This window comes from Billgrantia kenyensis, from assembly GCF_013697085.1.
In the GTDB taxonomy this organism is placed as follows: Bacteria; Pseudomonadota; Gammaproteobacteria; order Pseudomonadales; family Halomonadaceae; genus Halomonas; species Halomonas kenyensis.
Genome location: NZ_JACEFT010000021.1, coordinates 1 through 14,101, shown reverse-complemented (window position 1 = coordinate 14,101; position 14,101 = coordinate 1). Strand labels below are relative to the sequence as shown.

Genomic DNA, 14,101 nt, shown 5'->3' with positions numbered 1-14,101 from the left:
GCAGTTCAACGCAGCCTTCCGCGGTGTGTCAGCGCACCCCGCCGGTTCCGGACAGCAGCGGGTTGACGCTGAAGCCCAGACTGAGGCGGTGGTTGCGATGATCATAATCGATCATGCTTTCGCCATAGCCGTAGTAGTATTGGACGTGCCCGCGGATGTTGCCGAACAGGGGCCAGGAGTAGTCGACCTGGGTCCCGTAGTTGCCGGGGCTGGGATTGCCGCGCACCATGACGCTGGCTTCCTGGTCATTGTTGAAGCGGCGCACGACGGTGATGTCGCCATAGCCCCAGTAGCGATCGATGTTGGGGTTGTCATCGTCACCGTCCGACTCGGGAACGCGCCAGTGCGGTGCCACGGCGACCGCCCAGTCGCCGCGCTGAAACATGCTCTCGACGTAGAACCGGTTCCAGCTGCGCGAGAGCGGCATGGAGCGCCCGTTGGACAGGTGGTTGAAGGCAAAGCGGTTACGCGTGTTGGTCCAGCCCAGGAAGCGCCAGGTATTGTCGAACTCGAGAAACACCTCGGGTTCGTAGTTGGTTTCCCGGAATGGGGAAGAGGCGTCGGTGTTGTACGCCTGCCACCAGCTGCGCTGGGTGTAGGCGAAATAGAGATCGCCAGTGGTGCCGAAGACCTCCTCGAGCAGGTTGACCTTGGCGCTGAACTGAAACTTGACCTCGAGGTCGTTGGCGCTGGTATCTGCGTCGATATCGCGAAACGCCACCTGGTTGGGGTGGGTGGTGTAGCTCAGGGGAAACAGGTAGTTTCGCCGGTGCACGGTGATGGCCAGCGGGTTACGGGTCGATTCACGCTCCAGCTGGCGACGCTGAACGACCTCTTCGAGCACGGGATCGTCCACCTCGACATAGAGGGCGTCATCGTCTTGTGGCAAGGCGTCGAGCTGCAGCTGAAGTGCCTCCAGTTCTCCGCTCAATGCCTCGATACGCGCTTCGATGGCTTCACGCTGAGCATCGGCTTGGCCCATCGCGGAGATCGGCAATGCTGCCAGCAGCCCGCCGCATGTAATGACAAGGGAACGGATAATCATCGGTGAACTCGAAGCCAAGCGTATGAGCTTCCGTTTCTACCACGTCGCCTTGGCAAGTCAACCATTGCCGCCGGTACTGTCATTTTGTTGCATAGATTCCGAGTCCTGCTTTGGCGAGGGCCGTTTCAACCGAGGAAAACCGTGAACGTGTCGTTTCACTCCGCTGCCGGTATGTCCCGGCGTTTATGCCAGGTGCTGTGCCTGGCGATCGGATGGTGGATGCTGGTGGCGGTGCCAGCGCTGGCCGAGGAGGACCTGCCCGCTCAGGAGACCGTCGAAACGCGTCTGGCCGAGCTGCGCCCGGAGGAGGGCGAAACGCTCAGTGAGACCGAGCAGCGAGATATCGAGGCCCTGGAAGCCACCCTGGCGGCCCTGGAGCAGCTTCAGGGTGTCGAGGAGCGCTTCGCTGCCCTGGAGCAACGCCTGGAAGAGGCGCCAGCCGAGCTGCTGCGCCTGGAGCGGGAGCTGCTCACGGAAGAGGAGGCCGCGCTGGAGCGCTCCATCGCCGAGCTCGATGACCTGGCGCTCGATGAGCTGGAGTTCCGGCAGCAGGAGGCGGTAATCGAGCTGCAGCAGCTGCAGGATCGCCTGGCCGAGGTCAACTCCCAGTTGCTCTCTGCTCAGACGCTGCCGGAGCGAGCCCAGCAGGCCATTGCCGAGGCGATGCAGGCCGCCGAGCGTACACGCAGAGCGCTCGATGCGCTGGAAAGCCAGGGAGTCAGCGAGGACTCTCCGCGCCTGTGGCAGTTGAAGGTGGAGCGCCGTCTTGCCGAGCGCTCGCTGCGCCTGCGCCAGCGGGAGCTGGGCAGCAACACCCGGTTGCGCGAGCTGGCCCAGCAGCGCCGCGACCTGCTTACCCAGCAGGTTGCCAGCCAGGAATCCGAACTCAGCCTGCTGCAGGGGGTCATCGACCGCAAGCGGCGCATCGCCTCGGAGCAGGCAATCGCCGACGCGGTGAGGGACGATCCACTGCTCGAGGCCGGCCACCCGGTCCTCGAGCGCGCCCAGCAGGTCAACCGGGAGCTCAGTCTGGAGCTGCTGCGGGCTAACGATCGCCACAATGGCCTGGTGCGGGAGAGCCTGGCGATTCGCAGCCAGCTCGACCATGTGCGCCAGTTACAGCGCAGCCTCAACGAGCAGATCGAGGCGATCCGAGGCAGCCTGTTGCTGTCGCGAATACTGCGCGAGCAGCGCCGCTCACTGCCGCAGGTCGATGCCCGGCGCAATCTGCAGGACGAGATCGCTGACCTGCGACTGCGCCAGTTCGATCTGGTGCGCCAGCGCGACGCCTTGCGCCAGAGCGAGCGGTTGGCCAACCAGCGGCTCGAGGAGGCGGGGGTCGAGGTCAATCAAGCCCTGGTCGATTCCCTGCAGGGGCTTTACCACTCGCGGCGCCAACTGGTCGATCAGCTCGAGCAGACGTACGGCAGCCTGCTGAGCGCGGCCATCGAGCTGCAGCTCAACCAGCAGCAGCTGCTGGAAACGTCTCGCGAGCTGCGTACCACCATCGATGAACAGCTGTTCTGGATCGCCAACACGCGGCCGCTGGACCTGGCCTGGTTGCGGCAGTTGCCCGCCAATCTGACCGGCGAATGGCAACAGGGAGAGTGGCGTGAGGTGCTGCCGGCGAACTGGGATCGGCCAGGTGCCGAGGGGCTGGTGGGTCTCCCCCTGGTGCTGCTGGCTGTGGCGCTGGTGTGGCTGCGGCGGCGTATCCAGCGTCGCCTGGCCGTGCTGCATGAGCAGATCGGTCGCCTGCGCAGCGACTCGCAGGCCCATACCCCCCAGGCGGTAGGCCTCAACGCCCTGCTGGCCTTGCCCGGCCCACTGACCGTGGCCGGCGTTGGTGTATCGCTCAATGCCATCGGCGAGGGTTTCGCCTCCGGACTGGGCCAGGCCTTCCTGCACCTCGCCCTGGCCTGGGCCTTCATCGCCTGGTCACGGCGCCTGCTCGTGCGCGATGGCGTTGCCACCAAGCACTTCTACTGGCCGGCCGGCTATGTGGCACGATTGCGCTGGCTGCTGGGCTGGCTGGGCCTGGCCCTGGTGCCGGTGCTGCTGATCTCGAACCAGGCCCTTGCCGATGAAATCACCCTGACCAACCGGCCGATCGCTCTGACCCTGCTGCTTGGCGGGTTGATTGCCATGAGCGTGCTGCTGGCGCGCCTGATCCTGGCCCATACGCCGTTCTTCGGGGTCAAGCTGTTCCGGCTGGTGCTGGGGCTGATCATGGCCGGTGTGCCCCTGGTCCTGCTGGGGCTGATCGTTTCCGGCTACGAATACACCGCGCTGAGCCTGGTCGGGCGCTTCATCATCACGCTTTACCTGCTGGCCACCTGGATTCTCGTCGAGGCCACGGTGGTTCGCGGCCTGGCCGTGGCGGCGCGCCGACTGGCGTTCAAGCGTGCGCTGATGCGCCGCCGTGCCCAGGCCCAGGAGGGCGCCGAGGGCGGCCTCGAGGTGGTGGAGGAGCCGCCGCTGGACATGGAGCAGATCAACCAGCAGTCGCTGCGTCTCTCCAAGCTGATCCTGCTGATCGGCTTCGCCGTCCTGCTCTATCTGGTGTGGGCAGACCTGCTCACCGTGCTGGGCTATCTGGACGACGTGGCGGTTTGGGAGGCTCGGGAGGGAGTCGGGGCGGAGCTCGTTACCAGTGCGCTGTCGGTGGCGGACATCTTTACCGCACTGCTGATCTTCATCCTGACCCTGGTGATGGCACGCAACCTGCCGGGCCTGCTCGAAGTGATGGTGCTGTCGCGCCTGGAGCTGAAGCAGGGCAGCGCCTACGCCATCTCGGCGCTGCTTTCCTATACCATCGTCGGCACCGGCCTGGTGGTGGCCCTGGCCACCCTGGGGGTGGCCTGGAGCCAGCTGCAGTGGCTGGTGGCGGCGCTGGGCGTGGGCCTGGGCTTCGGCTTGCAGGAAATCTTTGCCAACTTCGTCTCCGGCCTGATCATTCTGTTCGAGCGGCCCATGCGCATCGGCGACACCATCACCCTGGGCAACCTCACCGGCACGGTAAGCCGAATTCGCATTCGTGCCACCACGGTGACCGACTTCGACCGCAAGGAGATCATCATCCCCAACAAGACCTTCGTCACCGACCAGCTGATCAACTGGTCGCTGTCGGACACGGTCACCCGGGTGGTGCTCACCTTCGGCGTGGCCTACGGCTCCGACCAGCGCCTGGTGCATCGCTTGCTACGCCAGGCAGCCGATGAGAATCCGCGCGTGCTGGCCGACCCCGAGCCTCAGGTGTTCTTCATGAACTACGGCGAAAGCACGCTGAACTTCGAGCTGCGGGTCTTCGTCAATGCCCTGGGTGACCGGCTCTATGCCACCGACGAGATCAACTGTCGGGTCGGCGAGCTGTTCGCCGAGCATGGCATCGACATTGCCTTCAACCAGCTCGACGTGTGGCTGCATCGTGCCGATGGGGAAGCGCGCAAGGTGCAGAGCCTTGCACCGGGTAACGGTCAGGCATCTCATCATCCCCCCCCGGGGGCAAAGGGGGATCCCGGCGACATCGAGATCGGCGACAGTGGCGGTGACGGCGGCGATGGCGGACGCTGAGCCTGCTGCTATCGCTTCACCGCGTGCAGCAGGAACTCCCGATTGCCGTCTCCGCCGGTGATCGGGCTTTCACGCCAGTGCAGGATATCCAGGCCCAGCCTGGCGCAGCAGCCGTGCAGGGCCGCTTCCACCTCGGCGTAGCGCGCGCTGTCCTTCACGATGCCTCGGGCGTTGACCCCTCCCGGCCCCACCTCGAACTGCGGCTTGACCAGGCTCAGCAGCTCCCCCCCGGGGCGCAGCAGCATGGCGATCTCGGGCAGGACCAGGGTCTGGGAAATGAAGGAGACGTCCATCACCACGACGTCGGGCGCCGTGGCGCCCTGGGCGGCCAGGGCCTCGTGCAGCCGCGTTACGTCCGACATGGCCCTGGCATTGATCCCTTCCAGGCAGGTCACGCGGGGATCGCTACGCAGCTCGGGGTCGAGCTGGTCGTGGCCGACCTCGACGCCGACCACATGGCGCGCCCCGTGGGCCAGCGAGCAGTCGGTGAAGCCGCCGGTCGACTGGCCCACATCGAGCACCAGCTTTGCTTGAAGGTCGAGATCGAGCGCCTCGATCAACGCTTCCAGCTTGAGTCCCGCCCGTGAGACGTAGCGCTCCTCGGGATCTTCGGTGATCGTCAGGCGCACGTCGTCCGGCAGTTTCTCTCCCGGTTTGCCCAGTACTCTTCCACTCTCCGCCAGGCTGACCCGGCCATGGCGGATCAGCCGCTGAGCGCGAGTGCGCGAGCGAGCCAGGCCCTGGGCAACGAGCAGTTGGTCGAGTCGAGGCATACGGTGGTTCCTCATGCAGCAGTGCCGACAGCCAGAAGCGGGGCGCGTATTATGACATAATCGGTTAGTTAGCATGTTAATAGAAGGGCGCAGCGTGGATCGAAGCAAGGGAGAGGCACTGGTCAGGTCGCTGGCCATCGGGGCTGTGGGCGGGCTGATCTTCCAGCTCATCGGCATGCCCCTGGCCTGGATGCTGGGGCCCCTGGCCGCCAATCTGGTGGTGTCTGCCAGGGGCGGCGACGTTCGCGTTCCCGAGCCGCTGCGCGAGGCCTTTCTCGGTGTGCTCGGCCTGGTGCTGGGCAGCCAGGTCACGCCCCAGCTGGCAGAAAGGGTGCTCGACTGGCCGATCTCCGCCGCGCTGCTGCTGTTGGGGGTGGCCGCGTCCACGGCGGCGGCGGCTGCCTGGTATCGGCGCTGCGGCTTCGATTCGGTGAGTGCCTGGTTCGCCTCCGCGCCCGGTGCCATGACGGCGATGATCCTGATGGGCGAAAAGTGCGGCGGCGACCCGCGGCGTATCGCCATTGCCCAGTCGTTGCGCATCGTGCTGGTGATCATGATCCTGCCGCCGCTGTTCTGGGCCTATGAGGGAGGGGCAACCGCGCAGGCGGACGCAGTGGAGAACGGTTTCGAGGCGGCCTGGATGCTGCTGGTCCTGCCGTTGCTGTTTCCGCTGGGACGCTGGCTCCACCTGCCCAGCCATACGCTGCTCGCTCCGCTGCTCTTCGCCGCGCTGTTATCGGGCTTCGATGTGGCCAGTCTCAGCCTGCCGGACTGGGGCATGAACGTCATGCTGTGGGTGCTCGGTTGTGCCATCGGCTCACGCTTTCGCGGGCTTTCGTCGGCTCGGTTGGGACGCTACCTGTTCGAAGCCTTCATCGCCACCCTGGTGGCATTGGCGGTGTTGGCGGGATTTGCCGAGCTGATCCATCGCCTGGTGGGCGTGCCGCGGGACGTGGCGCTGCTGGCGCTGGCCCCCGGTGGCATCGGCGAGATGGCGATTCTGGCCGTGGCGCTCGATCTCGACCCGGTGTTCGTCGCCTTTCACCACCTGCTGCGCATGGTTGCGCTGATGCTGTTCGCTCCATTCTGGGCGCGCTGGCTGCAGCATCGAGGGTGAGTCCATCTCATTTGATGGGGTGTTTCTCGCTCAGGGCCTTGATATGTTCCGTCAAGCCGACCGTTTTTGATACCTCCAGCTCTAGGGCGATGCCGGTATCGAGCGTTTCATCGAGCTTGCCCGCCGCTGTCACGGCCTTAAGCACACTCTCCGAGCGGCGGGCTTCGGCCAGGATCAGGATGACGCTGCGAGAAGCCATGAACTCGAGGCCGAAAAAGGTCAGGTGTGGCTTCAGCCCCTGGCCCTGGGCATTGTTGATGATGGTGGCCCCCGTGGCGCCTCCCTCCCGAGCGGCTTTAAGGACGGCTTCGGTTCTGTCCTGATCGACGAAAACCATCAATAACTTGAAATCCATTTTCACCTACCTCGGTTAGGCAACGGTATTGGGATTGGCTCATTCTGGCAGAGCCCTGCGCCGCCGTCCTGATGAAGATCAAGTATCTGACTGTGCTTGGCCGCTCTCGGCCTGAAGCTGGGCCGCGGGCACTCGGTCGGCGCCCCAACTGCGGTGCACGTAGCCGGTGACGCGGTCCAGCTCCTCCTGGCTGATGTTGGCCAGCTCACCACGCTCCAGCGGATCGTAATGGAAGATATAGAGTCTTGAAGCAAGCTGCTCGAAGGGCAGCGAGGCCTCGCCCGCGCGCTCGCCATGGCCGGCCGTGCTGACCAGTACGCCATCTCCCCAGTCCTGCCCGCTGTCGTAGTTGGGGTTGTAGAAGTAGACCCGCATGGTCTCGGAGGGGTCGAGGGAGACGCGCAGAAGGGTGATCGCATGCCAGCCGATGAAGCGTGCGGCGCTGTCGGTAACGGCGATACCGGCAGGCTGAGGATGGATCACCGGCTGGTTGCCGTTGTAGAACGGGTGATAGCTGGCGTAGAAGTGGCGCAGGAAGGTGTCGAGTTCGAACAGCCGGCCAGTCGCCACGTCAACGTTGATGCGAAAGCCGCGGCCCGACCACCAGCCGTGAAATTCCGGGTTGACCCAGCGATGCGGATCCCCTTCGCGGCCGACGCAGCGCCGTCCCATCTCGGCATAGATCCGGTCGAGATGTGGCACCACGATCAGCGATACCGGGTCGAGGTCCATGGGCAGGCTCTTGGCGACGCCGCCACTGCTTTCCATCGAGGAGATGGGCTGACCCTCGAAGTGCATGATGATCTCGTCATCGCGGGCGGCCCAGGCCACCATCTGCATCAGATAGTCCGGGTCGTTATAGGCCCACATCGAGAGCGCCCGGGCCGATTGGCAGGTGGGGTTGTTGCCCTGGCCCACGCCCAGCGGCTGGCCCAGCATGCACATTACCCCCTCCAGCAGTCGGGCGCGCGGGGAAACGGCCTCACCGAAGGCCAGGTTGAGACGCGCCTGCGACCACTCGGAGAGCGGCAGGCCAAGTTGTCGCCACATGGCCGGGGCCACAGGGGGTTGGTAGAGAATGCCGCGCTCCAGCATCAGGGCCAATCCGTAGGCCCCCTGGGGATTGGCAGGGTGCACTCCACCTCGAATCAGCGCATGTACCAGTTGACGGTAGCACAGCAGGCAGTCGCGTCCGGTGGAGGAGAGTCCCAGTGCCTCAGCCAGCAGGTGGTCGCTGTGGTCGAGCAAGTGACGCAGCAGCACCGGGTGATAGGGTGAAACCAGGCCGGTATCGTGCATGGCGCGGGCAAAGCCGATAGCCTCGCCCTGCAGCGCGGCGTTGTCCATGTTTGCCAGCCGCTCGCGATACACCTCGAGGCCAGGATCCTCGCGGCAGCCCTGGGTCGGTCCGAAAAGCGAACTCACCAGGCGGTCCGCGCCCTGGCCGCTGACTCCCAGGTCGATGCTGGGGTCGGCCTGGCAGATGGCGATCTGGGTGATCATCTGCTTGGCCGAGTCCACCTGGATTGGGCGCTGCTGAAGAATGCGCCAGATCTCCCCGATCAGCTTGTCGATGATGTGTTCATAGCCGATGCGCTCGGCCAGGTGCTGAAACAGGTTGCGAGGGATCTGGGCCAGGCGTCCCTGGGTTTCCCGTTCGGCTTCGCTCGGCGTGCTGAACAAGAGCCAGAGGTTCAGCGCCATGACCTGGGTGAGGTAGTGGTGGGCATGTTCGGCGGACACCAGCGGATGGGGATAACCCGCCTTTGCCACCGCCAGAAGCCGAAGCTCGCTCAACGCTTCGATCACCACGGTATCGGCGCTGGAGCTCTTGAGCGAATAGGTGGTCAGGGAGGGTAGCAGGAACTGCGGTGTGGCCCAGTCCGAGCCCTGGAAAACGCCGGCCTCCTCCAGGGCTTGGGCGCGAGCTTCCAGGGCGGCGGCGCCCCCGGGCTGGAGCAACACGCGGCGTGCGGTGTCCAGCACCCGAGGAAGCTTGCCCGGCTTGGCGAAGTCACGCGCCTGGGCCAGAAGCTCGAGCGCCTCATCGAACTTGTCGAGTAGGCCGAGGAGCTTGTCATCGCCAGCCGGCTCGTTGCCGGGGCCATTCGTTTGGCGGTCCATGGTCACGCCGACTCCTTGCCATCTGAGATTTCACCTCATGACGCCCTGTTCAGACATAGAAATCAAGTTCTTCCATATGCTTGAGCAGGTCCCTCAATCGATGCGGGTCCTCTCCGGTGAAGTAGACCAGGCCCCAGTGGGTGCCGAAGGCGGTCCGCTTGGTCACGGTCTCCTCGACGGGAGGGGTGAGCTCATGGGACTCGAAGTAGGGGTGGTCCTCGACCTCTTCGGGGATCTCCAGCTGACTGACCACCCGGCGGCGCGGATAGACGCCGAAACAGCCGGCATAGTACCTGGCGTCTTCCACCTCCTTGGGAAAGAAGGCCTTGACCTCATCGGCGGTGCTCTTGGGATCGAACACCAGCATGCTGGCCTGGTAGGCGTTGAAGCCGTACACCCGCTCGAGCAGCTCGAACACCTTGAAGCCGGGCGGGCGATAGGCCACCTCGCCGAAGTACATCTCGCCATCGCTGGTGACGAAATACTCGGGATGGATCAGGCCGAAATCGATATCGAAGGTCTTGATCAGTTTCTCGATCTGCGCTCGTATCTGGGGGCGGTACTGCTCAAGCTCCGGGGAGGCGGGCACGAAGACCGAATAACCCAGGGTGACGTACTCCGAAATATTGAGAAAAGCGATCTTGCCGTTGTGGATCCAGGCCTCCACGGCGAACTCCCAGCCGTCCAGGTGCGATTCCATCAGCACGGGAAACTCTTCGTCAGGGATGGTATCGACCTCGTCCGGCGTTCGGATCACCCGGTGGCCCAGGCAGCCGGCCTTGTCGAAGGCCTTGAGGTGGATCGGATCGTTGGGATCGCCATCGAGCTTGAGCAGGGTCTGGTTGACGCGCTTGAGAAAGCGGATCACGTCGGCCTTGTCATGGGCCTCCTCGAAGATGCCCACGCGAATGCCGCCCAGCTGGGCGCGACGTTTCATCAGCGCCTTGTCGCGCAGCAGCAGTGACTGGCCATAGAGACGCGGGTTGTCCAGCAGCAGCGAGTTGATGGCGCCTGCCCACTCCACGGTCTCCTCGAAGAGGGGAATCGCCACGTCGACGCCCATGTCCTTTAGCTTCTCGGCGATATCCAGCGAGCTGTCGTTGAGTCGCTCGAAGTGCCAGGAAAGATAGGGGATGTCGTGCTTCTCGCAATACTCCTCAGCCCAATCCGGGGCCACCACCACATAGCGACGGTCGAAGTTCTCGGCGGCCTCGATGGCGTTGAGGCTCCAGCCCAGCAGTGCGATGTAGCCCTTGTCGGGATTCTTGTCCATGGGACCTCTCCTCAAGGTTCGTTGGTATTCTCCTCGCGTTCTCTACCTCCTAACCCTAGTCGATTTACGCTCTCCTTACCGGAGCGGGGCGGTTCGGCTTGCGGTCCTTGCCCGCCTTCGGCACCGCTGGTATAGTGCACGCGCACTCGGCAAGTCATTGATGCCAGCCGGGTTCGAAGCCTGCCTGCAGGCTCGTGTCGTGGTGGCCCCGTCGGTCCTCCCGCAACGCTAAACCGCAAACCCCGCCAGGCCCGGAAGGGAGCAACGGTAGTGGTGGTCGCGTGTGCCGGGATGTGGCTGTCGGGGCCGCCTCCATTTTGGGCCAGGCCCCATCTCCGCCCCCCCCCGTCGGGGCATCTCTCTCGATCTTGACGATGGTTGCCCGGCGTCACTCCTCCCGCCGAGCCTCGACGTCGAAGCGAACCGATAACTCGATAGTGTCGGACGGGTCAGGATCGGAAGTCATCGACGCCACGTGCATCAGCGCTCCTTCCAGCGAGCCGACGATCCGCGCCGTATCGCCATCGATTTCGAGTCGATCGAAGCTGACGCGCTCCACCTGCTCCAGGGTGTAATGCGGCGTCATGCCGGATTCGGGAAAGTACATCACCGTGACACCGTTCGGCACGTCGTTCATCACCATGAAGTCTATGGACAGGGTTCCCTGAGTCAATTATTGCAGATCAAAATCTTGTCTTTATCGCTACCAGCATTAACAATTCGGTTGACTGTAGTGCTTTGCTGGAAGATGACGTTGTTTATGCAGGCGTTAAGGATGGTGTGATGTGGGTAGAGAAAGAACCCTTCACTGGAAAAATTACCAACTATGACTTTAGCGAGGCTCAACGTCTTTTTGCTGAAGCCGAAGCATTGCATGTCGAAGCGACACGGGAGCCCACAGAAGAGGAATTGTTAAAGCAGTGGCGTTCAAGCTGCAAAGTGAGTCCATTCCAAGCAGAGGAAGCCTTGGCCAATTTTGGCATGCTGGGAGCAGTAGAGCAGTAGAGCAGTAGAGCAGTAGAGCAGTAGAGCAGTAGAGCAGTGGTTAGCCACTGATGCCACAGATACCGAACGGCGAGCATGGGCGAGGGCGAAAGAATAGCACTATACCAGTCCGACCATTTCGGCAGCATGTGACGCTATAGGCATCTCAGTCGATCAGAAAGACCAATTGTTCAAGCATGCCGAAACCATAGAGGCATGAAGATACGGCTACCTATTTTTCATCATATTCTAGTCCCCGCCTTCTAAATTCTCTGCGCTCGTAATATTTTATTATTTCAAGTGCAGGGCTGCTATCTTTTTGATCGAAATGGCGTAGTAAAGATGAAATTATACTTTCAACCACTCCTACGCTTCGGTTTAGTTCGTTTATTTCTGATCGTAGTCTGTTCCTCTTCGCTTCTTCTTTATTGTACTGTTCAAATGTTATAACTTTATCTCCTATTTTGAAATGCTGGTTTTGGCCTAGCTGTGCGAAAAGTGGTCCCTGTGCTTTGTGTTCGGCCCACTCTGCGCGAGCTACCGCTAAATGGTAAGCCTTGGTTTTGAAGTTGCTTCTTTTGATATATTGCGCTATTGTTACCCAAAGCAAATAGTCTCGTACCACCATTGCTAGCGGCTTTAATATGATTGCCGCACCAAACGTGATGATGCCAACCACTGCAATCTGAATTACTGGTACTGTTAGTTCCATTGCTGCTCCCTAAGCTTCGATTTTTATTTTCTATTGACCCTGAGCACTTAAAAGAGTGACTTGACTTTCCAGCTCAGCTATAAATTCTAGCCTCAACTTATCTTCATCTTCGTCCAGCATTTTTGTATCTCTTTTTCTTGTATGAAGTGAGTTGATTATTTCTTCAATTTTTTCGCTGCTTTCTGTATATACTTGTCTCATTCCATCTTCGTCAAACAAAATATCCCTGATTTTATTTTTAAATCTCGTGGCTGAATAATTGCTATTTTTTTCATTCACCCCAATCAACCAAGAATATATTTTTTCATATAACAAAAATAGCTTGTTGTTATCTGTGCTAATTTTGAACGAACCTCTTTCTTGATTATCTCTTATTCTTGCAACTGTCCTTACGGTGCTGTCCGCTATGTCATCGTCTAATAGGACAACATAATATTTCCCAGCGATAGGCGCGTTCCCGCCATACTCCAATATATTGTTAATTATACTCCATATTCTGTGCATGCTCGATGTTATTTCGTATATGTTAATTGTTGTTCTTTCATCTTCTAAGGATACGTCGCCAAGTTCCATTTTTCCGCGCCGGATAACCCCTAAGTCCCTTTGCAGTTCTAATAGTTTCCACAATATATTCTCGTTTATATCTTTGGTTTCATCAATCTGCGCTTTTATTCTCTCAAATGTTCTTTTATAGAGAATGATTCTGCTTTTTTTCTCTTCTATTTTTTCATCGAGATTAATTTTCACATCGCAGTTTAGTGGGGAGTTTAACGGAAATACTCTCTTGTATAGTTCTTCTTGATATTTAATTGTCAGCGTTTTGTTATAGGTTTGCTCTATACCCGCTAAACGTTCAAAGAAAATTCTACGATGCCGGTCATACCTGTCAAATTCCATAGACTCTATTTGTTTTTCTATTATTTTGCCTTGTTCTTTGAACTGGAGAAGTACCATCCAGAAAGTTGCGACTGCTGCGAATGACGCCAGCATGCCAAATATTCCTGATAGCAGGGCTCCAAAAAAACCCCAGTTTTCTGGCTTGCTAGATATTCCCGGCCCAACCTTTATGGCATAAATCGAAAGTATAATCGCGCATGCAAGAAGCGCAACTGGTAACACTATTTTAGCTAAAAGGGGTAACTCTAAATTCCCAATGCTCCATCTAGAGCGATACTGTTTTTTCTTCTCTTTCATTGTTCCTTGTCCTAATAGCAACCCTTCGGCATTCTTTTTTTCATTTGGATATTAGTTGTACTGCATGCTAGCGCCGAAGCGGTGGTAGGGGATGTCGGCTATATGAAGTTTTGCATGTTTTGCAGTGGTAAAAATATTGCTCTTCACCCAATGGCGAAAGTCGCCCGTCCTCTTTACACTTCGGGCATATAGCATGAAGAGGATGCTCAGGGCTTTCGAACTCTATCTTGAGGAAATATACATAATCCCCATCTGGTGTCCTTTCAAGCCTGTACTGCTCGAATCTAGCTTCCTTGTCAATCTTCCGCCGTAGCTGTCGATTCTCTTCTATGAGCTGATGGTGTTGTTGCTGCAATTCAAGCAAACCAGATTGTGCTGAAGTGAGCTGATCTATAATATCGCTAATTGCGGTGTTCAGCCTAGCTTGGTCGTTTACATCTATTGCAGCACGCGCTATATCGTATGCCGCTTTGATTCCTGTCACTGCTCCAAAAATGTCTGCCATAGATCCCCCTCCAATGATCGTAGCGCCTTGTTGTCTACTATCCGAATACTTAGGTATCGGTGCAACTGTCTTTTGCGCCTTTTTTCTGCAATAAGCCTGCTAGGCTGAAACGTGTTCCTCTTTCACTGCGTTCACCATGGACAACGACACCCGCTATCAGGTCACCAAATGGCGCAAGCGCCTTGAGCGCAAAGGGTGGCGCAACGCTCGCCGCTTCCCTGTGCCTCGGTCAGGATGGATCGAGTATCACGCTGTGTGGCAGGGCAGGCTGTTTTCTGGACGCTGTGCCGTCACTGGCATGAGTGATGAATGGATGGAGCCGGGTATTCCCAGCTATCTACTGCATAGAATGCAGGACGTTATAGAGGCGTAAGCGCTCCACGAACCCCACCTGTTGCGGCCTGAGTTAGACCGGTAGCGTGTCTCTCCAGCGCCAGGGCAGCAGC

The 14,101-nt window shown here is 59.7% G+C and carries 12 protein-coding genes and 1 other RNA gene; 4 read left to right on the top strand and 9 right to left on the bottom strand.

Going from position 1 to position 14,101, the window contains the following annotated elements; translation table 11 throughout:
* Positions 1-28: 28 nt before the first annotated feature.
* On the bottom strand, positions 29-1,045 hold the full coding sequence (locus H1D44_RS14975; protein WP_181515664.1) for a phospholipase A: 1,017 nt from the start codon (positions 1,043-1,045) through the stop codon (positions 29-31).
* A gap of 171 nt (positions 1,046-1,216) precedes the next feature.
* Between H1D44_RS14975 and mscK the strand changes: the two genes are divergently transcribed.
* On the top strand, positions 1,217-4,618 hold the full coding sequence (mscK, locus tag H1D44_RS14970) for a mechanosensitive channel MscK (protein WP_181515717.1): 3,402 nt from the start codon (positions 1,217-1,219) through the stop codon (positions 4,616-4,618).
* Positions 4,619-4,626: 8 nt separating this feature from the next.
* On the opposite strand, the gene H1D44_RS14965 is transcribed toward mscK, so the two are convergent.
* Complete coding sequence (locus H1D44_RS14965; RefSeq protein WP_181515663.1) at positions 4,627-5,391, bottom strand: TlyA family RNA methyltransferase; 765 nt, start codon at positions 5,389-5,391, stop codon at positions 4,627-4,629.
* 94 nt (positions 5,392-5,485) lie between these two features.
* Here H1D44_RS14965 and H1D44_RS14960 point away from each other — a divergent pair, with 94 nt between their 5' ends.
* On the top strand, positions 5,486-6,508 hold the full coding sequence (locus tag H1D44_RS14960) for an AbrB family transcriptional regulator (RefSeq protein WP_422671672.1): 1,023 nt from the start codon (positions 5,486-5,488) through the stop codon (positions 6,506-6,508).
* A gap of 7 nt (positions 6,509-6,515) precedes the next feature.
* Here H1D44_RS14960 and H1D44_RS14955 read toward each other — a convergent pair whose 3' ends face one another.
* From H1D44_RS14955 to H1D44_RS14945, 3 genes are all read right to left on the bottom strand, one after another.
* Positions 6,516-6,863, bottom strand: coding sequence for a P-II family nitrogen regulator (locus H1D44_RS14955; RefSeq protein WP_181515661.1), 348 nt, complete (start codon positions 6,861-6,863; stop codon positions 6,516-6,518).
* A gap of 78 nt (positions 6,864-6,941) precedes the next feature.
* Positions 6,942-8,987: a hypothetical protein gene (locus H1D44_RS14950; RefSeq protein WP_181515660.1), complete on the bottom strand. Its 2,046-nt coding sequence runs from the start codon at positions 8,985-8,987 to the stop codon at positions 6,942-6,944.
* Between the two features lie 49 nt (positions 8,988-9,036).
* Entirely contained in the window at positions 9,037-10,260 is a 1,224-nt protein-coding gene (locus tag H1D44_RS14945) for an ATP-grasp domain-containing protein (RefSeq protein WP_181515659.1), read from the bottom strand.
* Positions 10,261-10,469: 209 nt separating this feature from the next.
* Here H1D44_RS14945 and ffs point away from each other — a divergent pair.
* Positions 10,470-10,566: signal recognition particle sRNA small type (gene ffs, locus H1D44_RS14940), an RNA gene on the top strand.
* 82 nt (positions 10,567-10,648) lie between these two features.
* Here the strand turns inward: ffs and H1D44_RS14935 are convergent.
* Positions 10,649-10,897 (bottom strand): hypothetical protein, encoded by a 249-nt coding sequence (locus tag H1D44_RS14935; RefSeq protein WP_181515658.1) that lies wholly within the window; start codon positions 10,895-10,897, stop codon positions 10,649-10,651.
* Positions 10,898-10,998: 101 nt separating this feature from the next.
* Between H1D44_RS14935 and H1D44_RS14930 the strand changes: the two genes are divergently transcribed.
* Positions 10,999-11,265, top strand: coding sequence for a hypothetical protein (locus H1D44_RS14930; protein ID WP_181515657.1), 267 nt, complete (start codon positions 10,999-11,001; stop codon positions 11,263-11,265).
* 211 nt (positions 11,266-11,476) lie between these two features.
* Here H1D44_RS14930 and H1D44_RS14925 read toward each other — a convergent pair whose 3' ends face one another.
* From H1D44_RS14925 to H1D44_RS14915, 3 genes are all read right to left on the bottom strand, one after another.
* Positions 11,477-11,956 (bottom strand): hypothetical protein, encoded by a 480-nt coding sequence (locus H1D44_RS14925; RefSeq protein WP_181515656.1) that lies wholly within the window; start codon positions 11,954-11,956, stop codon positions 11,477-11,479.
* A 30-nt stretch (positions 11,957-11,986) separates the two neighbouring features.
* The gene (locus tag H1D44_RS14920) at positions 11,987-13,150 is read right to left on the bottom strand and encodes a hypothetical protein (RefSeq protein ID WP_181515655.1); all 1,164 of its coding nucleotides are present in this window, start codon (positions 13,148-13,150) and stop codon (positions 11,987-11,989) included.
* A 67-nt stretch (positions 13,151-13,217) separates the two neighbouring features.
* Entirely contained in the window at positions 13,218-13,655 is a 438-nt protein-coding gene (locus H1D44_RS14915) for a DUF2716 domain-containing protein (RefSeq protein WP_181515654.1), read from the bottom strand.
* Positions 13,656-14,101 lie beyond the last annotated feature (446 nt).